General features: G+C 66.9%; 20 protein-coding genes. 7 read left to right on the top strand and 13 right to left on the bottom strand.

Going from position 1 to position 19,112, the window contains the following annotated elements:
* Window positions 1-156 precede the first annotated feature (156 nt).
* A complete protein-coding gene (gene blh / locus ASE63_RS11595; protein ID WP_056801096.1) occupies window positions 157-1,452 on the bottom strand; it encodes a bifunctional sulfur transferase/dioxygenase Blh in 1,296 nt (431 codons plus the stop codon).
* Between the two features lie 195 nt (window positions 1,453-1,647).
* Complete coding sequence (locus tag ASE63_RS11590) at window positions 1,648-2,811, bottom strand: mandelate racemase/muconate lactonizing enzyme family protein (protein WP_056801094.1); 1,164 nt, start codon at window positions 2,809-2,811, stop codon at window positions 1,648-1,650.
* Window positions 2,812-3,059: 248 nt separating this feature from the next.
* On the opposite strand from ASE63_RS11590, the gene ASE63_RS11585 reads away from it, so the two are divergent.
* On the top strand, window positions 3,060-4,028 hold the full coding sequence (locus ASE63_RS11585; RefSeq protein WP_210169314.1) for a LysR substrate-binding domain-containing protein: 969 nt from the start codon (window positions 3,060-3,062) through the stop codon (window positions 4,026-4,028).
* A 30-nt stretch (window positions 4,029-4,058) separates the two neighbouring features.
* On the opposite strand, the gene ASE63_RS11580 is transcribed toward ASE63_RS11585, so the two are convergent.
* Both ASE63_RS11580 and ASE63_RS11575 read right to left on the bottom strand, forming a co-directional pair.
* Entirely contained in the window at window positions 4,059-4,991 is a 933-nt protein-coding gene (locus tag ASE63_RS11580) for a lipid kinase (RefSeq protein ID WP_056801092.1), read from the bottom strand.
* Between the two features lie 107 nt (window positions 4,992-5,098).
* Window positions 5,099-6,100 (bottom strand): tripartite tricarboxylate transporter substrate-binding protein, encoded by a 1,002-nt coding sequence (locus tag ASE63_RS11575; protein WP_056801090.1) that lies wholly within the window; start codon window positions 6,098-6,100, stop codon window positions 5,099-5,101.
* Window positions 6,101-6,182: 82 nt separating this feature from the next.
* On the opposite strand from ASE63_RS11575, the gene ASE63_RS11570 reads away from it, so the two are divergent.
* The 3 genes from ASE63_RS11570 to ASE63_RS11560 all read left to right on the top strand — a co-directional run bounded on the left by ASE63_RS11570 (window position 6,183) and on the right by ASE63_RS11560 (window position 9,072).
* Window positions 6,183-6,881: a GntR family transcriptional regulator gene (locus ASE63_RS11570; RefSeq protein WP_056801088.1), complete on the top strand. Its 699-nt coding sequence runs from the start codon at window positions 6,183-6,185 to the stop codon at window positions 6,879-6,881.
* A gap of 71 nt (window positions 6,882-6,952) precedes the next feature.
* Window positions 6,953-7,867, top strand: coding sequence for an NAD(P)-dependent oxidoreductase (locus tag ASE63_RS11565; RefSeq protein WP_056801086.1), 915 nt, complete (start codon window positions 6,953-6,955; stop codon window positions 7,865-7,867).
* Complete coding sequence (locus ASE63_RS11560; RefSeq protein WP_056801084.1) at window positions 7,864-9,072, top strand: alpha/beta hydrolase; 1,209 nt, start codon at window positions 7,864-7,866, stop codon at window positions 9,070-9,072. Before ASE63_RS11565 ends, ASE63_RS11560 begins: the two co-directional genes overlap by 4 nt.
* 6 nt (window positions 9,073-9,078) lie before the next feature.
* Here ASE63_RS11560 and ASE63_RS11555 read toward each other — a convergent pair whose 3' ends face one another.
* Genes ASE63_RS11555 through ASE63_RS11525 form a run of 7 tightly spaced genes read right to left on the bottom strand, consistent with a single transcriptional unit; the run spans window position 9,079 to window position 14,897 of the window.
* The gene (locus ASE63_RS11555) at window positions 9,079-9,885 is read right to left on the bottom strand and encodes an N-acyl homoserine lactonase family protein (RefSeq protein WP_244491379.1); all 807 of its coding nucleotides are present in this window, start codon (window positions 9,883-9,885) and stop codon (window positions 9,079-9,081) included.
* 9 nt (window positions 9,886-9,894) lie between these two features.
* The gene (locus ASE63_RS11550) at window positions 9,895-10,290 is read right to left on the bottom strand and encodes a carboxymuconolactone decarboxylase family protein (protein ID WP_056801080.1); all 396 of its coding nucleotides are present in this window, start codon (window positions 10,288-10,290) and stop codon (window positions 9,895-9,897) included.
* Window positions 10,291-10,326: 36 nt separating this feature from the next.
* Window positions 10,327-11,046 (bottom strand): ABC transporter ATP-binding protein, encoded by a 720-nt coding sequence (locus tag ASE63_RS11545; RefSeq protein ID WP_056801079.1) that lies wholly within the window; start codon window positions 11,044-11,046, stop codon window positions 10,327-10,329.
* Window positions 11,047-11,062: 16 nt separating this feature from the next.
* Window positions 11,063-11,785 carry an ABC transporter ATP-binding protein gene (locus ASE63_RS11540; RefSeq protein ID WP_056801076.1) on the bottom strand — a complete coding sequence of 241 codons (723 nt, stop codon included), beginning with the start codon at window positions 11,783-11,785 and terminating at the stop codon, window positions 11,063-11,065.
* Entirely contained in the window at window positions 11,785-12,768 is a 984-nt protein-coding gene (locus tag ASE63_RS11535) for a branched-chain amino acid ABC transporter permease (RefSeq protein ID WP_056801074.1), read from the bottom strand. The genes ASE63_RS11540 and ASE63_RS11535 overlap by 1 nt, the downstream gene beginning before the upstream one ends.
* A complete protein-coding gene (locus ASE63_RS11530) occupies window positions 12,765-13,625 on the bottom strand; it encodes a branched-chain amino acid ABC transporter permease (RefSeq protein ID WP_056801072.1) in 861 nt (286 codons plus the stop codon). Before ASE63_RS11530 ends, ASE63_RS11535 begins: the two co-directional genes overlap by 4 nt.
* Window positions 13,626-13,667: 42 nt before the next feature.
* Entirely contained in the window at window positions 13,668-14,897 is a 1,230-nt protein-coding gene (locus tag ASE63_RS11525; protein WP_056801070.1) for an ABC transporter substrate-binding protein, read from the bottom strand.
* 388 nt (window positions 14,898-15,285) lie between these two features.
* On the opposite strand from ASE63_RS11525, the gene ASE63_RS11520 reads away from it, so the two are divergent.
* The 3 genes from ASE63_RS11520 to ASE63_RS11510 are packed head-to-tail and all read left to right on the top strand — an operon-like array spanning window position 15,286 to window position 17,586.
* Window positions 15,286-15,828 carry a thiamine pyrophosphate-binding protein gene (locus ASE63_RS11520; protein WP_056801068.1) on the top strand — a complete coding sequence of 181 codons (543 nt, stop codon included), beginning with the start codon at window positions 15,286-15,288 and terminating at the stop codon, window positions 15,826-15,828.
* Complete coding sequence (locus ASE63_RS11515) at window positions 15,816-16,409, top strand: thiamine pyrophosphate-dependent enzyme (protein ID WP_056801066.1); 594 nt, start codon at window positions 15,816-15,818, stop codon at window positions 16,407-16,409. Before ASE63_RS11520 ends, ASE63_RS11515 begins: the two co-directional genes overlap by 13 nt.
* 13 nt (window positions 16,410-16,422) lie before the next feature.
* The gene (locus tag ASE63_RS11510; RefSeq protein ID WP_056801064.1) at window positions 16,423-17,586 is read left to right on the top strand and encodes an acyl-CoA dehydrogenase family protein; all 1,164 of its coding nucleotides are present in this window, start codon (window positions 16,423-16,425) and stop codon (window positions 17,584-17,586) included.
* A gap of 79 nt (window positions 17,587-17,665) precedes the next feature.
* Here the strand turns inward: ASE63_RS11510 and ASE63_RS11505 are convergent, their stop codons facing one another.
* Both ASE63_RS11505 and ASE63_RS27735 read right to left on the bottom strand, forming a co-directional pair.
* A complete protein-coding gene (locus ASE63_RS11505; protein WP_348271351.1) occupies window positions 17,666-18,634 on the bottom strand; it encodes a LysR substrate-binding domain-containing protein in 969 nt (322 codons plus the stop codon).
* A gap of 271 nt (window positions 18,635-18,905) precedes the next feature.
* The coding region (locus ASE63_RS27735; protein ID WP_056801061.1) for a hypothetical protein at window positions 18,906-19,112 on the bottom strand (207 nt) is incomplete at its 5' end.

Below are 19,112 nucleotides of genomic sequence, written 5' to 3'. Positions count from 1 at the left end.
GCGACATGGCGGCGAGACGCGGAGCTTAGACAGTGACGTTCCAGCCCGGCAACCACTTCGCGCGGGGCCGCACCCCGCGCGCTCCGCAGGCCGGGCCTGGCGCCAGAATGGACGGGCAGAGGCGCGGCCGGACGGCGCCACCCGGTTCACGCGCTATCACCAGGCGGCGCCCGGCAGGGCGTCGAGCGGGAATTTGAGGTAGCGCCTCCCGCTGCCGTCGGGCTCGGGCAGGCGGCCTCCGCGGATATTCACCTGCAACGCATGCAGGATCAGCTTCGGCATCGGCAGGCTCCTGTCGCGCGCCTCGCGTAGAGCGACGAAGCGCTCTCCCGTCATGTCGACGAGATGCGCGTTGCCGCGTTTCTGCTCCGCCACCGTGCTCTCCCATTTCGGATGGCGCCCGCCCGGCTCGTAATCATGGCCGGTGAAGAGGCGTGTCTCGTCGGGAAGCGCCAGGATTCGCTGGATGGAATTCCACAGAGCCTTCGCGCTGCCCCCCGGGAAATCGGCACGGGCCGTGCCTGAATCCGGCATGAAGACGGTGTCGTGAATGAAGGCGGCGTCGCCGACGACATAGGTCACCGAGGCGAGCGTGTGGCCGGGCGAGTACATCACCCGGCCGGTCAGCGCGCCGAGCTCGAAGCTGTCGCCCTCGGCGAAGAGCCGGTCCCATTGCGAGCCGTCGGTCTCGAGCTCCGGCCAGTCGTAGATCGTCTTCCAGAGCTTCTGCACATCGACGATATGGGCGCCGGTGGCGGTCCGGGCGCCGGTCTTCCGCTTGAGGTATTGGGCGGCCGAGAAATGATCGGCATGGGGATGGGTGTCGAGGATCCACGCGACGGACAGGTCCTGCTCCGCGACATAAGCGAGGATCGCATCGGCATGGGTCGTCGCCGTCGATCCGGACTTCTCGTCGAAGTCATGGACCGGATCGATGATGGCGCAGCGCTTCGTCGCCGGGTCCGTGACGACATACTGGACACTGCCGGTCCGGCCCTCGTGGAAGCCCTTGACCAGCGGGATGCGGGCAGCCTCGCTGTCGAGCCAGCGCACGGCGCCCGAGAGGTCGAAACCGAACCCGCGGCCGAAGGCTGCGAGATCCTCGCGCTTCATCCGCCCGTCCAGCACCTCGCCGAGGGCATGGAGCGTCAGCGCACGGGTGCCACTCCGGCAATGGACGAGGGCCGGCCCATCGGCCGCACTGAGCGCCCGCTGGAAGGCTCGGATGTCGGGCTCCGTGATGGTGGAACCGGTCACGGGCACGAAGCCGTAGGACAGCCCTGCCTTACAGGCCGCCGCCCTTTCCGCTGCGCTGCCCATCTGGCCGGGCTCCTCCGCATCCGGCCGCACATTGACCACCGCCCCGTAGCCCTGCCCGGCGAATGCATCGAAATCCCCCGGCACCGGCTGGGCGGCGACGGACAGCCGCTCGGTGATCTTGACGATCTTCATGGTCGAGCCTCCCCCGCTGCCTGGCAGAGCCCTCGAAATCGCACCGGGCTCCCGGGCAGTCTTGCCGACCGCCTGAAACAGCGGCCTCTCCACAAGGCTACTCGGCCTCGGCGGCGGCCGCCACGGTGCATGTGAGCCACGCTGCCGAAGCGATCGCCCCGAGCCTCCGACAGGTCAGACCATCGGCGCTCCCGCTCACGAGGCCAGGCTTCGCATCTCCTTGATCAGGTCCGACTTGCCCTCGAAGCCGATCCCCGGCAGGTCGGGCATGACGATATGGCCGGCCTCGACGCGCACGCCGTCGGGGAAGCCGCCATAGGGCTGGAACAGGTCCGGATAGGATTCGTTGCCACCGAGGCCGAGGCCGGCGGCGATGTTCAGCGACATCTGGTGGCCGCCATGGGGAATGCAGCGGCGCCAGGACCAGCCGTTTTCCTTGAGCATGTCGAGCGTGCGCAGATATTCGACCAGGCCGTAGCTCAGCGCACAGTCGAATTGCAGCCAGTCGCGATCGGGCCTCATCCCGCCATAGCGGATGAGGTTGCGGGCGTCCTGCATCGAGAACAGGTTCTCGCCAGTCGCCATCGGGCCGGGATAATGCTCGGCGAGCCTGGCCTGAAGCTCGTAATCGAGCGGGTCGCCGGCTTCCTCGTACCAGAACAGGTCGTATTGGCGCAGCGCCTTGGCATAGGCGATGGCGGTCTCGAGGTCGAAGCGGCCATTGGCGTCGACCGCGAGCTTGCAGCCGGCCGGCAGCAGCCTCAGCACGGATTCGATGCGCTCGAGATCGTCGGCGAGCGGTGCCCCGCCGATCTTCATCTTCACGACGGTGTAGCCGCGGTCGAGATAGCCCTGCATCTCGGCCGCCAACCCCTCCAGCCCCTTGCCGGGATAGTAGTAGCCGCCGGCGGCATAGACGAAGACCTTCGGATCGGCGACGACGCCGGCACGCTCGGCCAACAGGCGGAAGAGCGGCTTGCCGGCGATCTTGGCGACCGCATCCCACACCGCCATGTCGATGGTGCCCATGGCGACCGAGCGCTCGCCATGGCCTCCCGGCTTCTCATTGGTGAACATCGCGGCCCAGACCTTGCCCGGGTCGATGTTGCCACCTTCCGCATCGAGCAGGCTTTCGGGCGCGGCCTGGAGCACGCGCGGGGCGAAGCGCTCGCGGATCAGCCCGCCCTGGCCGTAGCGGCCGTTCGAGTTGAAGCCGTAGCCGATCACCGGCTTGCCATCGCGGATGACGTCGGTGACGACCGCGACGAGGCTGAGCGTCATCTTCGAGAAGTCGATGAAGGCATTGGCGATGGGAGAAGCGATGGGAGCGGTGCGCTCCCGGATGTCGACGATACGCATGAGGAGGATAGCTCCTTGGGATGTTCAGCGGGACGGTCAGTCGGCGTCTTGGCCGGCTGCATTGATGAGGGGCGCCATCGCGCGACCTCGCTCTCGAGCGCCGTGGCCAGGGCGGCGGGCGTAGCCTTGTCGGGTCGATCGTTCCTCGGCGGCGTTATTGTTGGACTGGATGATATTCGACGCGCGGCGCTTGTCAGCCATCGCAGGAATGGTAATTTTTCACCGCAACCGTTCCATTTGGAGATGGCATGATGACCGGCCGCGAGCTTGCCATGCGGAGCTTCGACCCCGTGTCGCTTCGCCTCTTCATCGCCGTCTGCGAGGAGCGGAACATCGCCACCGCCTCCCGTCGCGAGGCGATCGTGCCATCCGCGGTGAGCAAGCGGATCAGCCTGATGGAGGAGGAGGCCGGCGTCGCATTGCTGGAGCGCGGACGGCGCGGCGTGACCATCACCCCGGCGGGTGAGACGCTCTGGCGCTATGCGCGCGAGTCGCTCCAGCTGCTTGACCGGATGCGCGCAGAACTCGCCGCCTTTGCCGAGGGTGTGCAGGGTCATGTTCGCGTCTTCGGCAGCAAGTCGGCCGTCGCGCAGTTCCTGCCGCAGGATGTCGGCGTGTTCGCACAGCGTTACCGGGATGTGCGGGTCAGCCTGGAAGAGCGCGAGATCTGGGAGGTCGTGCGCGCGGTCGAAGACGGCAGGGCCGATATCGGCGTCTGTTGGGATGCGGTCGATCTGCGCGGTCTGCCGACGCGCCCCTATCATCGCGACCAACTCGTCATGGTGGCTCACCCGACCCATCCGCTCGCCGGCCGAACCTGCCTCTCCTTCGAGGAGACGATCGATTACGAGCATGTCGACATCGCGGCACGCAGCATCATGCAGGCTGTCCAGCGAAGTGCCGCGGCCACAGGCGGAAAGCAGATGCGCTATCGCATCCAGGTTTCGACCGTGGATGCCGCCTGCCGTATCGTAGCCGCCAAGCTCGCCGTCGCGATCGTGCCGCGCGAGGAGGCACAGGCGATGCAGCAGGCACTGGGGCTGAGCATCGTACCGTTGAGCAATGATTGGGCGCTGCGCCAGTTCGTCATCGTGACGCGAGATGCTTCTCCCCGGCCGCCGGTTCAGCTCTTGGTCGACAGCCTGGTCGAATGCGCATCGCACGGAGCGGCCGGGCACGGAAGGCCCGCCCGCGCGAATGGTGCTGCCGCGACGTGACCTGCAGGGGCAGGCCGCATCTTGGGCGCCTCAGCGATGGTACATCGGGAGATGAATGGCCGCTTTCGGCGGCCCCAGGACCGGCGGCGCGAAGATCGAGATCGCCTTCGGATGAACCTTGAAATGGCCGGGCGTGGCCGTCACGATCTCGCCGTCCGTGTTGATCGGCATCGGCTCCTTGGTCTCGATATCGAACTCGACGCATCGCGCCGTCCGAACCTCGCGCCACGCGCCATGGGTCCCGGATCGGAACGAGCGTAGCATCGTCGCCAGTTTCCAGAGGTTCTTCATCTCGAGGCTGTACAGGTCGAGATGGCCGTCATCGATCTCGGCGCTCTCCTGGACAACGTTGCCGCCGCCGTAATGCCGGCCGTTGCCGACTGCGATCTGATAGGTATCGACGTCGATCGCCCGCCCCTTCTCGGTGAGGGTCGCGCTGAATCGCGATGCGCGGGTCAGGACCTTCATCGCAGCCACAGCATAGCCCAAGCGTCCGAAACGCTTCTTGAGCGCCGGGTCGAGGCTCTGTGCAAGCTCGCTGCTCAGGCCGATGCTGGCCACATTGAAGAATGCGTGGCCATTGACGGTGCCGACATCGACCAGCCGTGCCTGGCCTTCCACGATGACGTCGGCCGCCCCGACGAGCTCCATCGGGATGTCGAGGGTGCGGGCGAGGTCGTTCGCGGTGCCCATCGGAATGATGCCCAGCGGCAATCCGCTCTCCATCGCGGCGAGAGCCGAGGACGAGATCGAGCCGTCCCCACCGCAAACGATCACAAGATCCGCGATATGCCTCAGCCGCACGATATCGCGCGCCAGCTCGGGCAAGGCCTCGAAGGTTTCGACGGTCACATCGAGCCCGCCAGCCTCCAGGCGGCGAAGCAGGGGATCGATCGGCTCCTGCCCGCGCCGCGCCTTGGGATTGCGCAACAGCAAGGCGCGCCTCTTTGGAAACGGCGACATCGGCCCTCGGAGCGAAGAATACGTGGGACGTGCAGGTGGCGTCGCCGGCCGGCAATTTCAACGCCAAAGCCACATCGCCGCCAAAGCCGATCCAGGCGCCATCGACCTTACGGCTTCGCCACGTCCTTGAAGACGCTCCCCCAGCGCTCCACCTCCGTCTCCACCAGCTTGCCGAGATGCTTCGGGCCACGGATCTCGGTCGGCGGTACCGGCACGGCCAGATCCGCGAAGCGCTTCGTCACGAATTCGGAAGACAGGCTTGCATCCAGGGCTGCGACCAGGCGGTCCGCGATGGCGGGCGGAGTGTCCTTATGGACGGCGATCGCGTTCCAGACCTTCATGTTGAATTCCGGAACACCGGCTTCGGCGAAGGTCGGCAGGTCGGGCGCCTGCGGCAGGCGCTTGTCGCCGGTCACCGCGAGAGCCGTCACCGAGCCGCTGCTGCTCAGCGGCAGCAAGGTCGCGGTCTGGTCGATGACGCCGTCGACGAAGCCGCCCATCAGGTCCTGGATTGCCGGCCCCGCCCCCTTGTACGGAACGATGGTCGCCTTGAGCTTGGTCAGATGCAGGAGGAGGTGCGGCGCCATATCCGAGGTGGCGCCAAAACCGGCGGTGCCAAAGGTCACCTTGTCCCCCTCCGCCTTGATCCTGGCGACGAGGGACTGCAGGTCGGTGATGCCGCTCTTCTTGCTGGCGGCGATGACCATCGGCACGTCGGCGACCAGGCCGATCGGCTTCAGGTCGGTCCTAGGGTCATAGCGCTGGTCCTTGAACAGCGCCTTCCCGGCGGCCATGGGGCCCATATTGCCGAACAGGATCGTCTGGCCGTCGGGCGTTCCCTTGATGACACGCTCGGTCCCGGTGCGCCCGCCGGCACCGCCGACATTCTCCACGATCACGTTCTGGCCCAGTTCCTTGCCCATCGCCTCCGCGACGATGCGGGCCAGCACATCCGTGGTTCCGCCCGGCGCGAATGGCACGAGCATGGTCACGGGGCGGTCGGGATAGGTCTGGGCCGCCGCCGGCGAGACGGCGAGCGCGACGACTGCCGCAACGGTGAGCGCGATCTTCTTCACTGCTTCCTCCAGGTTGAGCTTCTTGTTGGTCATTGCCTGCTATCAGACAATCAGTCAGACTTGGCGTCAAGCATGGAGATTGACGGCGGCGCTCGCCACAGCAATGTGTCCCATCATGACCGATATGAATCTTCGCATTCCGCGACAGGCGGCCACGCTTCGCCTTCTCGTCGAGAACCGCATCCGGGAGGCGATCGCCTCCGGCCACTTCAAGCCCGGGCAGCGTCTTGTGGAGCGCGAGCTTTGCGAGCAGATCGGGGTCGGCAGGACCTCCGTCCGCGAGGCTCTGCGGCAGCTCGAGGCCGAGGGCCTCGTCATCACAGTCCCCCATCGGGGGCCGGAAGTCTCCTCGATCAATTTCGAGGAGGCCAGGCAGCTTTACGAGGTGCGCGCGCTCCTGGAAGGCTTCGCCGGCCGGGCGTTCGCCGAGCAGGGCAGCGAAGAGGCGATGGCCGAACTGAAGCAGGCGGTTGCCGGCTTTCGCCAGGCGGCCCAGAACGGGGATCGCGCCCAGCTCGTCGCAGCCAAGACCCGCTTCTACAGCGTGCTGATGGAGGGGGCCGGCAATGTCTTCGTGAAGCAGTCCCTGACGATGCTGCACAACCGCATCACCCTGCTCCGCTTCACCTCGATGACCCAGCAGGGCCGGCTCGACGACAGCGTCGCGGAGATCGAGGCGATCTTCGAGGCCATCGCCGCGCGCGACGGGGCGAGGGCCGAGCAGGCCTGCAAGCATCACATCGCCATGGCCGCCACGGTCGCCCTCGCCGTGCTGGCCCATGACCCGCAACCGGCCGGTCGTCGAGCTGATTGACAGATTGTCTGACGGCGGTCAGAACTTCCGCGACTAGCGCACGCATCGCTGTCAAATCGGAGGAAGCCGCCATGTCGAACCCGATCACGGGCCCCGCCACGATTGCCTTCATCGGTCTCGGCCAGATGGGGATGCCGATGGCGCGGCGTCTCATCGCAGCCGGCTTCACGCTGCACGGCGCCGACCCCGCCGAGACGGCGCGGCGTGCGCTGACCGAGGCCGGCGGCTCCGCCTTCGCCAGCGCAGCCGAGGCGGTCACGGGTGCCGCTGCCGTCATCACCATGCTGCCGAACGGCCGCGTCGTTCGCGACGTCCTGCTGGGTAGCGGCGGCGCCGCGCATGGACTGCCCAAGGGCACGCTCATCATCGACATGAGCTCCTCTGCGCCCACCGACACGGTCGCCCTCGCGGCCGATCTCGCGCCGCTCGGCCTGATGCTGCTCGACGCGCCGGTTTCCGGCGGCGTCAAGCGCGCGATCGACGGCTCGCTCGCGATCATGGCCGGCGGACCTGCGGATGCCGTCGAGCAGGCGCGCCCCGTGCTGGCGGCGATGGGCAAGTCGATCTTCGCGACCGGGCCGGTCGGCTCGGGCCATGCGATGAAGGCGCTGAACAACTATGTTTCGGCCGCCGGCCTGATCGCGGCCTGCGAGGCGCTGCTCGTCGGTGGCAAGTTCGGCCTCGCGCCCGAGACGATCGTCGACGTGCTCAACGCCTCGACCGGCCGCAACAACTCGACCGAGGTGAAGATGAAACCCTTCGTCATCACCGAGGCGTTCAATTCCGGCTTCTCGCTGGCGCTGATGGCCAAGGATTTGCGCATCGCCGCCGACCTTGCCGATCATCTCGACCTGCCGCTGCCGCAGATCCAGTCCGTCGCGACCCTCTGGGAAGAGGCCAAGGCCGGCCTCGAGCCCGATGCCGACCACACCAAGATCCACCGCCACCTCGAGGCGTTGAGCGCGGCCGGCAAGAACGCCCGATGAGCCTGCGCGCCCGGGTCGCCGCCGCGGCGGCCGATGCCGAGCTCCGCAGGCTCGGCGCAGGCCTGACCGCCGTGCTCCGGATCGAGGGCGCCGGCAAGGACATCGTCCTGCGCCTCGACGACGGCATCCCCCGTTTCGATATGGAGGCTGCGCCCGACATCGTGCTCTCGGCCGCGTCCGAGGACTGGCACAGGCTGATGAGCACGCCGCCACCGCCGCGGTTCCAGGCCTTCACCGCGCTCGCCATCGCCAACCCCGCCTTCACGCTCTCGGGCGATCCGCTGCGGATCGCCCGGGCGCGCGCCGTGATCGAGCGGCTATTCGAACAGATCGTGGTCTCGCCGGTCGCGCCGGCCGAGACGGTCGGTCGCGACATGAGCCTTATCGCCGGGCGCTATCACCGCCTCACCCTGCCCGAGGGTGCGGCAGAAGTGCATATCGAGACGGCCGGCAGCGGCCGGCCCGTGCTGCTCCTGCACACAGCCGGCGCGGATGCACGCCAGTTCCACGGCCAGCTGTCGGATACCGAACTGGCGCGCGACTGGCGCATGATCGCGCCGGACCTGCCCTTCCACGGTCGCTCGATGCCGCCCGAAGGCTGGCAGGGCGAACCCTATCGCCTAACCGGGGAGCGCTATCTCGGCTGGTGCGCGGCGATCATCGAGCAGGTCATCGGCGAGAAGGCGATCGTCGCCGGCGGCTCGATGGGCGCCGCGCTCGCCCTGCTGATCGCGGCCGAGCGCCCCGATCTCGTCGCAGGCGTCATCGCGATCGAGCCGCCCTTCCGCTCGGCGGGTCGGCGCAACCCGTTCCAGCACCATGTCGGCGTGCATGCCGGCCTGCACAACGCCGCCTTCGTGCGCGGGCTGATGAGCCCGACCAGCCCGGTCGACGCCCGGCGCCGGGCCGCCTGGATCTATTCGCAAGGCGCGCCGGAGATCTATGCCGGGGACCTTGCCTTCTACTCGGACGAGTTCGACGGGGCGCTGGTCGCGCCACGGATCGACGCCGCACGCATGCCGGTCTCGCTGCTCTGCGGTACCTATGACTACTCGGCGACGCCGGAGGACGGCGCGCGGCTCGCAGCCCTCATCCCCGGCGCCCAGTTGCGCGTGATGGACGGGCTCGGCCACTTCCCGATGTGCGAGCATCCCGACCTGTTCCGCCCGCATCTCGTCGCGGCGCTGGAACACGTCTCGAGCTAGGCGGACTCACCTTAGCGGCGGCAGGTGGAGCGCGACGGTCTCGCCGTCCGAGCCTGGCACCGCGGGATAGACCGCGCGCACGAGCGGGTCATGGCCCGGGATCACGCGCTCGTCGGCACCGCCGGCCAGCCGCCGCGCCGCGCGCCAGCCCTGGGCGAGATCACCGAGATCGAAGAAGATCGGGAACGGGTTCTGCCGCTCGATATTGGCGAGGAAATGCGCCGCGTCGCTGGCCAGAACCACCGGGCCTCGCTCGGTCTCGACGCGCAGCATCTGCAGACCGGCGCTGTGGCCGCCGACCTTGTGGAGGCTGACGCCCTCGGCAAGCTCGGCATCGCCGTCATGGAAGACGACGCGCTCGGCATAGACCGCGCGCACCATCCTGACCACGTCCTCGACGTCGAAGGGATAGCGCAGGCAGGCCTGGCACATGTGCCGGCCGGTCGCGAAACCCATCTCTGCCTCCTGGAGATGGAACCTGGCCTTCGGGAAAAGATCGAGATTGCCGGCATGATCGTAGTGGAGATGCGTGATCACCACGTCCTCGACCGCCTCCGGCGCGACGCCGAGCTGCCGCAGCGCAACCTCGACGGGGCGGACCAGGACCCGCCCGCGCCGCGCCCCGCCTTCCGGGGTGAAGCCCGTGTCGACGACGATCGCGCGCTCGCCCCGCCGCACCACCCAGACGAAATAGTCCATCGGCATGGGGGCGTCATGCGGGTCGGGCGCACGAATGAAGTTCTCGAACGCCCTGCGCTCATGCAGGGCGTAGCGCAGGGCGAAGACCTCCCAGAAGGCCATGGTTCGGCTCACTTGCTCGGCTCACTTGCCGGGAGGAACGGCGCCCTCGGCCTTGAGGACCTCATGCGCCGCCTTGAAGGCGTCGAGGCCGGCCGGAATGCCGCAATAGACCGTGGCGTGGAGCAGGATCTCCTTGATCTCGTCGACCGTCACGCCGTTGGTCAGCGCGCCCTTGACGTGGAGCTTCAGCTCGGCCGGCTTGCCGAGCGCCGTCAGCATGGCGAGGTTGAGCATCGAGCGGGTCTTGTGGTCGAGGCCCGGTCGCGTCCAGGCATAGCCCCAGCACCATTCGGTGGTGATGTTCTGGAAGGCCATCATGAAATCGTCGGCCTTGGCGAGGCTGCCATCGACATAGTCGGGGCCGAGCACCTTGCGGCGAACCTCGAGACCCTTGTTGAACTGATCGCTGTGCGACATCTGTCTGCCCTTTCGTGATGCGATCTTCAGGAACCGTCAGAGCCCGAGATAGGCGCTCCTGACGGCGTCGTTTCCGGAGAGCTCCGCGCTCGTGCCCGACAGCACGACCCGCCCGGATTCCAGCACATAGCCGCGCCCCGCGACCGAGAGCGCCAGCGTCGTGTTCTGCTCGACCAGCAGGATCGCCGTCCCCGTCCGGCTGACGGCGAGGAAGGTGTCGTGCAGCTCGTCGACGATCTTCGGCGCCAGCCCATGGCTCGGCTCGTCGAGCAGCAGCAGGCGGGGCTTGAGCATCAGCGCGCGGCCGATCGCCACCATCTGCTGCTCGCCGCCCGACAGCGTGCCCGCGAGCTGGCTCAGCCGCTCGCGCAGACGGGGGAACATCGTCATCACCTGCTCGCGGCGCTGGGCGAGATCGCTCGCGGAGCGCACGGCATAGGCGCCGAGCATGACGTTCTCCTCGACCGTCATCTCCGGAAAGACGTGCCGGCCTTCCGGCACATGTGCGATGCCGAGCTCCGGAATCAGGTGCGAGGGCCGCCCGACCAGTTCGGTCCCGTCGAAGCGGATGCTCCCGCGCGAAGCGACCAGGCCCGAGATCGTCCGCAACAGCGCGCTCTTGCCTGCGGTGTTGGCGCCGATCACGCAGACGAATTCGCCCGCGCCAACGCTGATCGAGACGTCGTGCAGCACGTCGATCGCGCCGTAGCCGGCATTGAGTCCCTCTATCGCGAGGAGCGGAGATGCGCTCGTCATGATCTCCTCCTCCCCCTCACGCGGCCGACCGGCCGAGATAGGCCTCGACCACGGCGGGATCGCGGGCGATCTCCGCCGGCGTGCCGGTCGCGATCATCTGCCCGAAGTTCAGCACCACCAGGCGCTCGCAGAGCGACATGATGGCGCGCATGTGGTGCTCGACGACGATCAGGGTCAGCCCCTCCTCGCGCAGCTGGCGCAGCAGGGTCATGAACTCGTCCATCTCGGCATGGTTCAGCGCCGCCATCGCCTCGTCGAGCAGCAGGATGCGCGGCTCGGTGCAGAGCGCCCGGGCGACCTCGACGCGGGCCCGCTCCGGGAAGGAGAGATCGCGCGCGAGTTTGTCGGCGATCGCGCCGATGCCGACGCGTTCGAGGCAGCGTCGTGCGAGCGCACGCGCCTCCTCGACCGAATGCCGCATGAGCCCGCCGGTCAGGACATTGTCCAGCACCGAGGAATCGAGGAAGAGCGCCACGTTCTGGAAGGTCTTGACCATGCCCGCCGCGGCGATCCTGTGGGGCTTCAGCCCGACGAGATCACGGCCGTCGAGCCGGATCGAGCCGCTATCGGGCTTGTACAGCCCGACCAGCGTCGAGAACAGCGTCGTCTTGCCGGCGCCGTTGGGACCGATCAGCCCGACGATCTCGCCGGTACCGACGGTGAGCGAGACATTGGATAGCGCCTGCAGGCCGCCGAAGCGCTTGCCGATGCCGGAGACCTGGAGAAGAGGGGTGGCCATCAGCGATCTCCCTTCCCGAGCAGGCGCTTGATCCGCGGGCCGATGGCCATGAAGCCGCGCGGCTCGACCAGGATGACGAGGATCAGCAGCACGCCGAAGACGAGCTGGGAAAGCCCCGCCGCCTGCGCCGAGAAGACCTGGTTGGCGACCTCCTCGAGCGGGATCACGAAAAAGGCTCCGAGCACCGGGCCAGCCGCCGTGCCGATGCCGCCGACGATCGCGATCATGGCCATGCGCACCGAGACCGACGCCACGCCGAACACGGTGTCCGGGTCGAAGAAGAACTGGAACTGCGCGTAGAGCGTGCCCAGGCTTGCGGTCAGCGCGCCCGAGATCACCGCCGCGATGATCTTGGTCCGGGTCGTGTCGACGCCGATCACCTCGGCAGCATCGGCATTCTCCTTGATCGCCCGCAGCCGGTATCCGAGGCGGCTGCGCTTGATCGCGATGAACACGAGAGTGACGAGAATCAGCGCCGCCAGCATCAGCCAGTAATAGGAGCGCGTCTCGCGGAACTGCAGCAGCACGAAGTTCGGCTGTGAGAACGGCACCGAAATACCGACGGGCCCGCCGGTCAACCCGCCCCAGCTATTGCCGATCACGCGCATCACCTCGCCGAAGGCGAGCGTCGCCAGCGCGAAATAGTGCCCGCGCAGCCGCATCGTCGGCAGGCTGATCAGCAGCGCCGCGATGCCACCGAGCACCGCCGCCGCGACCATGCCGAGCCAGGGCGAGACGCCGAAATGGATCAGCAGCAGCGTCGAGGTGTAGGCGCCGATGCCGAAGAAGGCGGCATGGCCGAGCGAGATCTGGTTGGCCAGCCCCGCGACGATGTTCCAGGCCTGCGCCATGGCGGCGAAAAGCAGGGCCAGGCACAGGATGCGGATGCCGTAGCCACGCGGATCGAAGGCGAAGGGCAGCGCGATGGCGAGCGCGGCCAACGCTGCGAGCCCGAGCCACTGCGTCGGGGAGAGGCGGTTCATCGCGCTGCCCCCAGCAGGCCTTTGGGCCGGAACGCGAGCACCCCGATGAAGACGACGAACAGCACCAGGTTCTGCAGCTGTATCGGAAAGACCAGCGTCGACAGGGACTGGATGATGCCGACCGCGAGCCCGCCGACCACGGCGCCTGCGACCGAGCCGAGACCGCCCAGCACGACGACAGTGAACATCAGCACGACGAACTGCGCGCCGACCGTCGGCGAGGCCGTCAGATAGGGCAGGATCACCGCGCCGCCGAAGGCGGTGAGGCCGACGCCGAGCGCGAAGGCGAGCATGTGCATGCGATCGGCGTTGATGCCCATCAACCGCGCGGCCATCGGGTCCTGGGCGGTGGCGCGCATGGCCCGGCCGAACCAGCTCGACTTCAGGAAGATCCAGAGCGCCAGCCCCGAGGCGACGGACATGGCGAAGGCGGCGAGATAGGGCACCGAGACGAAGAGCGGGCCGAGCTGCAGCGAGGAGGTCTGGTAGGGCGTCGAGACCGAGCGGAAGCTCGATCCGAACATCAGCAGCGCCGCGTTCTCCAGCACGATCAGCAGGCCGACCGTCAGGAAGATCTGCGCCACTTCAGGCGCCTTCAGCACCCGCCGGATCAGCACGCGCTGCATCGCCGCCCCCAGCAGGAAGACGACGACGAAGGCGAGCGGCGCCGCCAACAGCGGGTCCAGCCCCAGCCAGGCCCAGGCGTAATACGCGACGAACATGCCGAGCATCAGGAACTCCGCCTGCGCGAAGTTCACGATGCCCATGACGCCGAACACCAGGGTCAATCCGATCGAGATCACGGCATAGACGCCGCCGATCATCAGCCCATCCAGGATGGCCTGCACCACCGCCATATCAGTCACTCTCCGCCCATAGCCAGCAGCCCGGCCTGCGCCTCAGTTCGACCAGACCGCCTTCGCCTTGGCGACGTCGGAAGGCCAGACGGAGACCAGCTCCTTGTTGCGCCACTGCACCATGACCGGCACGGAGAGCGTATTGAGCCCGGTCTTGTCGAACTGGACGGCGCCGCCGGTCATCGCCTTGGTCCAGCCGCCCTCGAAGCGCGCGCCCTGGAGAGCCTTGCGCAGATCGTCCGGCTTGACCGACTTGGCCTTCTCGATGGCCTGGGCGAGCACATCCATGCAGACGGCATGCTCGAGCGCCTCGTGGACCATGAAATAGCCGTAGCGCTTGCGGAAGCGCTCGGTCAGCTCCGGCGCCAGGTCGTAATTCGCCGGCGAGATCGAGAGCACCCCCTCGGCGAACTCACCGAGACCCTTCTCGAAATCGGGGATGACGTAGCCGGCGGCGCCGCCGATCGCCGGGATGGCGATGCGCTGCTGGCGCATCGCGCGGATGATCTGCAGCGAGTCGTTGAGATAGGAGACCGGGAACACCGCCTGCGCCCCCGAGGTGCGCAGCTTGTTGATCAGCGGCGTCACGTCGGTGATGCCGAGCGGATAGGCATCGTCCATCACGACCTGGACGCCCGCCGCCTTGGCACCCTCGCGCAGGCCCGCCGCCTGCGAGGTGCCGTAGGCGGTGTCCTCGTACATGATCGCGACCTTCTCGAGCTTCTGGCCCGCAGCGGCGGCGATGGCGGCCGTACCGTCGAACTGCGCCTTGCCGAGTACCGAGGCCTTGGCGACGACCTGGAAGATGTTCTCGAAACCGCGGCCCGTGATCTGGTCCGAGAAGGACATGGTCAGGAGCGGGACGCCGCGGCGTTCCGTGACCTCGGAGATCGCGATGGTGAGCGAGGAGGCGAAGGCGCCGAGGATGGCGACGACGTCGTTCTGGGTCAGCAGGCGCTGCGCAACGTTCGCCGCGGTCGTGGGCGTCGAGGTCGAGTCGGCCACCACGAGGTTGATGCGGGCACCGCCGAGCGCCTTGATGCCGCCCGCAGCATTGATCTCGTCCGCGACGAGTTCGATGCCGTGGCGCGAATTGATGCCGAACTGCGCGTTGGCGCCCGATAGCGGCATGATCACGCCGACATTGACGGCCTTGCCCTGGGCGACGGCGTCGCGAATGACACAGGGCGCGGCGACCGAGCCGGCTGCGGCAAGCATCAGGCTGCGGCGGTCGATGCCGCGCGACGACTGCGAATTCTTCGATCCAGACATCAGATTCCTCCGGTAGCTCTTGCCTTCTGCGGGCTTGCTGCCGGGACAGTGTTCTGAAACAATTGAGCTGTCAACTGATTGACAGATTGTCTGATACTAAACGATCGACGGCCTGGACGAGGCCTCGCCTCGAGCTCGGCCGGACATTTCTGAAGCCGCAACGGCTCGCGGCGACGATAACCGAGAGGCCTGCTCCAGCTTCCTGACAGCCCTCGCGCCCCTTCGATGCGCGAGGCGCGCGCCGCGGCTGCGGGCTTCGGCGGCTCTGTCATCCCGGCCGCTATCGCAGATCGGCATATCTCAATGCCAAAATGGCTATTCGCTTTATCGATCCGACGCGCATAGCAAGGCCGCAGACCGAACCAACGCGGATCCTCGGGAGATCGATATGGGCGTGGCAGAGACGGTGCCGGAATACGAAGCCGGTTGGCAGGAGAACGTGTTCAGCGTCCTCAAGGCCCATGGCGTCAAGCATATCGTCTACGTGCCGGATGCGGGCCATTCGACAGCTATCAAGCTTGCCGAGGCCGATAACGAGATCCAGTCCGTCGTCCTGACGACTGAGGAAGAGGGCATCGGCTATCTCGCCGGCGCCTGGCTCGGCGGCGAGCGCGGCGCCCTGCTGATGCAGTCGAGCGGCGTCGGCAACTGCATCAACACCTTGGCGCTGCCGGCCGTGGCCCGCTTCCCGCTGCTGATGGTCGTAACCATGCGCGGGGACTGGGCCGAGTTCAACGGCTGGCAGAACCCGATGGGCCAGGCGACCGAGAAGGCGCTCAACCTGATGGGCGTGATGACCTGGCGTGCCGACGAGCCCGCGGAGGTCGAACCCCTGCTCCACGGCGCCGCCTCCATGGCATTCAACGGCGACTCCTCCTGCGCCCTGCTTCTGGGGCAGCGCCTGATCGGAGAGAAGAAATGGCTCAAGTGACGGGCGGAACGCTCGACCGCCGCGCGGTGGTCGCCAGGCTGCTGGAAGGTCGCAAGGATCTGCTCGTGGTGACCGGCCTCGGCTCGGCCTCCTACGACGTCATGGCTGCCGGGGACCACGACAACAACTATTACCTCTGGGCGGCCATGGGCAGCGCCGCGATGGTCGGCCTTGGCCTCGCAAGGGCCCAGCCGGACAAGTCGGTGGTCGTCATCACCGGCGACGGCGAGATGCTGATGGGCTTCGGCGCCATCGCCACCATCGCCTTGCAGAAGCCGGCGAACCTCTCGATCGTGGTGCTCGACAACGGGCATTTCGGCGAGACCGGCATGCAGATCAGCCATGCCGGCCGCGGCATCGATCTGGAGCGCGTCGCGGAGATCTGCGGCTTCTCATGGACGCGCGCGATCAAGGACATGGCAGCGGTCGACGACCTGAAGCCGCGGCTTTCGACCCGCGACGGCACCAAGTTCGTCACGGTCAAGATCAGGCCCGAGAACCCGCCGCGCGTGCTGCCGCCCCGCGACGGCGCCTATATCAAGAACCGCTTCAGGGCCGCGCTCGGCCACGCGCCGATCTGAGGAGCGTCAAGCGATGCAGACCACCGCTGGAGAGGGTTTCGACGAGATCCGCGACGCGATCCGCGACCTTTGCGCCGCGTTTCCCGCCGAGTATCACCGCAAGATCGACGAGGCCCGCGGCTACCCGGAGGAATTCGTCGACGCACTGACCAAGGCCGGCTGGATGGCGGCGCTGATCCCGGAGCAGTATGGCGGCTCCGGGCTCGGGCTGACCGAGGCTTCGGTGATCATGGAGGAGATCAACCGCGCCGGCGGCAATTCCGGCGCCTGCCACGGCCAGATGTACAATATGGGCACGCTGATCCGGCACGGCTCGGAGGAGCAGCGCCAGCGCTACCTGCCGAAGATCGCGACCGGAGAGCTGCGCCTGCAATCAATGGGCGTGACCGAACCGACCACCGGCACCGACACCACCAAGATCAAGACGACCGCGGTCAGGAAGGGCGACCGCTACGTCATCAACGGCCAGAAGGTCTGGATCAGCCGCATCCAGCACTCCGACCTGATGATCCTGCTCGCGCGCACCACCCCGCTCGACCAGGTGAAGAAGAAGTCGGAAGGCATGTCGATCTTCGTCGTCGACCTGAAAGAGGCCATCGGCAAGGGGCTCGAGGTCCGGCCGATCCTCAACATGGTCAACCACGAGACCAACGAGCTCTTCTTCGACAATCTCGAGATCCCGACCGAGAATCTGATCGGCGAGGAAGGCCAGGGCTTCAAGTACATCCTCACCGGTCTGAATGCGGAGCGCACGCTGATCGCGGCCGAATGCATCGGCGACGGCTACTGGTTCATCGACAAGGTCACCGAATACACCAAGGAGCGCGTCGTCTTCGGCCGGCCGATCGGCCAGAATCAGGGCGTGCAGTTCCCGATCGCCGAGAGTTTCATCGAGGTCGAGGCGGCGAACCTGATGCGCTACGAGGCCTGCCGGCGCTACGACGCCCATCTGCCCTGCGGCACCCAGGCCAACATGGCCAAATACCTAGCCGCCAAGGCGAGCTGGGAGGCGGCCAATGCCTGCCTGCAATTCCATGGCGGATTCGGCTTCGCCTGCGAATACGATATCGAGCGCAAGTTCCGCGAGACCCGGCTCTACCAGGTCGCGCCGATCTCGACGAACCTGATCCTGTCCTATGTGGCCGAGCATGTGCTCGGCCTGCCGAGGTCGTTCTGATGGCCTCGGCGCGGCCAGCGCAGGATCGACAACGCCGCCTATCGGTCCGCGATTGGAATGTGACGGGGCAATGCCGCAGCTACGGGCGCGCCTTGCGGGGCGCAAGCATATGTCCGGTCCAGACCCCGCGCTCGACCAGGTCCCCGGCGATGTCGATGAAGGTCTCTCCGACAAAGCGTGCCGCGGCACTGACAGGCCGATCGGCCGGATAGGCAATGACGAGCTTGCGACTTGGCGTCGGATCGGTGAGCGGAACGGCATGCAGTTCCTTGGACCGCACCAGAGAGTAGATCGGCGCCAGCGGCAGGACCGTTGCACCGAAGCCGCTGCGGACCAAGGCGATCTGCGCTCCGAACGAATCGGCTTCGACATGGGCTCGCAAGGTGATTCCGGCGCGGCGCGCGCATTCTTCCACGATTGCCCGAAGGCCATGACGAGGACTCGGTAAAATCAGCGGCTCGTTCGCGAGCTGTGCAAACGGCATCGGGTCTGAAACCGGTCGCCGCGTCTCACCCGCGTGGACGAAAAGCAGTTCCTCCATCATCACTGGAACGACCTTCAGGGAGCGCAGCGGTGCGGGGTCGTAGGAAACTGCGAGTTCGAGTTCGCCGCGCTGGAGCCAGTCGAGCAAATGACCGCTGAAGGCCGATGAAAAACGGACTCCCAGTTGAGGATGGGCCTCTCTGATCCTTCTGACCAGGGGAACAGTCACGATTTCCGCGACGGTCGGTGTCGTGCCCAGCATCACGGTCCCGCGTAGCGAGCTTGCACCGGAATTAGCCAGGACGCGGATCGCATCCATTTCCACCATTATGCGCGCAGCATGCTCGACGACGTCCCTGCCGACCTCGGTGATCTCCATGCCGCGGCCGTGCCGCTCGAACAGATAGACGCCGAGCTCTTTCTCGAGCAGGCGGATTTGCCGGCTCAATGCCGGCTGCGCGATGTTCAGCCGATCGGCGGCCCGGCTCACGCTCCCCAGCTCGGCGACATGAATCAGCGTTTTCAGTTGTGCTATGTCCATCGTCCAAGCGCCGTTCCAGAGCATTTTCGATCGAAGCGGGCCCCGGCTCGCGTGAAGAAAATGCGTCAAAACAAATAGCTGGAGCGATTCCGCGATTCGGAGAAACGCGGAAGCGCTCCAGAAAGACAGCCTTGGAACCAGACGCAGTTGATCCGGCGAAATCAAGTGACGTCATCGCTCAGCCATCTGGAGCCTGGGCATTCCACGCAAGCCGGCAGCCCATGGCGTCAGATTTCCGGCTCTGGCCGGCCGACGGCGCCGTAGCGCCGTCGGTGACATTTGAGGAGACCGCCGCTCAGACGAAGCGGAAGTCGTCCTGGGCTAGGCTGGTGAGCTGGATGCCCTTCAGCGTCAGCGTGGTGTCGGCATCGACGGTGAACACCGTGTCGTTGCCGACCTGCGCAGCCGCTTCCATCGCCGCCGCGAAATCGGCGAAGACGTCCGTGTCGAACTCGAGGACGTCCGAACTCGAGCCCGTCGTCCTGAAGTCGGTGACCGTGTC

Origin of the sequence: Allobosea sp. Root381 (assembly GCF_001429395.1) — a bacterium.
Taxonomy (GTDB): Bacteria; Pseudomonadota; Alphaproteobacteria; order Rhizobiales; family Beijerinckiaceae; genus Allobosea.
The sequence above is the reverse complement of the archived record's forward strand: the minus strand, read 5'-3'. Positions and strand labels throughout refer to the sequence as shown.

What these genes read in the sequence shown, in the direction of transcription:
- blh (WP_056801096.1), bottom strand. Translation starts at nt 1,452, where the DNA reads ATGAAGATCGTCAAGATCACCGAGCGGCTGTCCGTCGCCGCCCAGCCG.
- ASE63_RS11590 (WP_056801094.1), bottom strand. Translation starts at nt 2,811, where the DNA reads ATGCGTATCGTCGACATCCGGGAGCGCACCGCTCCCATCGCTTCTCCC.
- ASE63_RS11585 (WP_210169314.1), top strand. Translation starts at nt 3,060, where the DNA reads ATGATGACCGGCCGCGAGCTTGCCATGCGGAGCTTCGACCCCGTGTCG.
- ASE63_RS11580 (WP_056801092.1), bottom strand. Translation starts at nt 4,991, where the DNA reads ATGTCGCCGTTTCCAAAGAGGCGCGCCTTGCTGTTGCGCAATCCCAAG.
- ASE63_RS11575 (WP_056801090.1), bottom strand. Translation starts at nt 6,100, where the DNA reads ATGACCAACAAGAAGCTCAACCTGGAGGAAGCAGTGAAGAAGATCGCG.
- ASE63_RS11570 (WP_056801088.1), top strand. Translation starts at nt 6,183, where the DNA reads ATGACCGATATGAATCTTCGCATTCCGCGACAGGCGGCCACGCTTCGC.
- ASE63_RS11565 (WP_056801086.1), top strand. Translation starts at nt 6,953, where the DNA reads ATGTCGAACCCGATCACGGGCCCCGCCACGATTGCCTTCATCGGTCTC.
- ASE63_RS11560 (WP_056801084.1), top strand. Translation starts at nt 7,864, where the DNA reads ATGAGCCTGCGCGCCCGGGTCGCCGCCGCGGCGGCCGATGCCGAGCTC.
- ASE63_RS11550 (WP_056801080.1), bottom strand. Translation starts at nt 10,290, where the DNA reads ATGTCGCACAGCGATCAGTTCAACAAGGGTCTCGAGGTTCGCCGCAAG.
- ASE63_RS11545 (WP_056801079.1), bottom strand. Translation starts at nt 11,046, where the DNA reads ATGACGAGCGCATCTCCGCTCCTCGCGATAGAGGGACTCAATGCCGGC.
- ASE63_RS11540 (WP_056801076.1), bottom strand. Translation starts at nt 11,785, where the DNA reads ATGGCCACCCCTCTTCTCCAGGTCTCCGGCATCGGCAAGCGCTTCGGC.
- ASE63_RS11535 (WP_056801074.1), bottom strand. Translation starts at nt 12,768, where the DNA reads ATGAACCGCCTCTCCCCGACGCAGTGGCTCGGGCTCGCAGCGTTGGCC.
- ASE63_RS11530 (WP_056801072.1), bottom strand. Translation starts at nt 13,625, where the DNA reads ATGGCGGTGGTGCAGGCCATCCTGGATGGGCTGATGATCGGCGGCGTC.
- ASE63_RS11525 (WP_056801070.1), bottom strand. Translation starts at nt 14,897, where the DNA reads ATGTCTGGATCGAAGAATTCGCAGTCGTCGCGCGGCATCGACCGCCGC.
- ASE63_RS11520 (WP_056801068.1), top strand. Translation starts at nt 15,286, where the DNA reads ATGGGCGTGGCAGAGACGGTGCCGGAATACGAAGCCGGTTGGCAGGAG.
- ASE63_RS11515 (WP_056801066.1), top strand. Translation starts at nt 15,816, where the DNA reads ATGGCTCAAGTGACGGGCGGAACGCTCGACCGCCGCGCGGTGGTCGCC.
- ASE63_RS11510 (WP_056801064.1), top strand. Translation starts at nt 16,423, where the DNA reads ATGCAGACCACCGCTGGAGAGGGTTTCGACGAGATCCGCGACGCGATC.
- ASE63_RS11505 (WP_348271351.1), bottom strand. Translation starts at nt 18,634, where the DNA reads ATGCTCTGGAACGGCGCTTGGACGATGGACATAGCACAACTGAAAACG.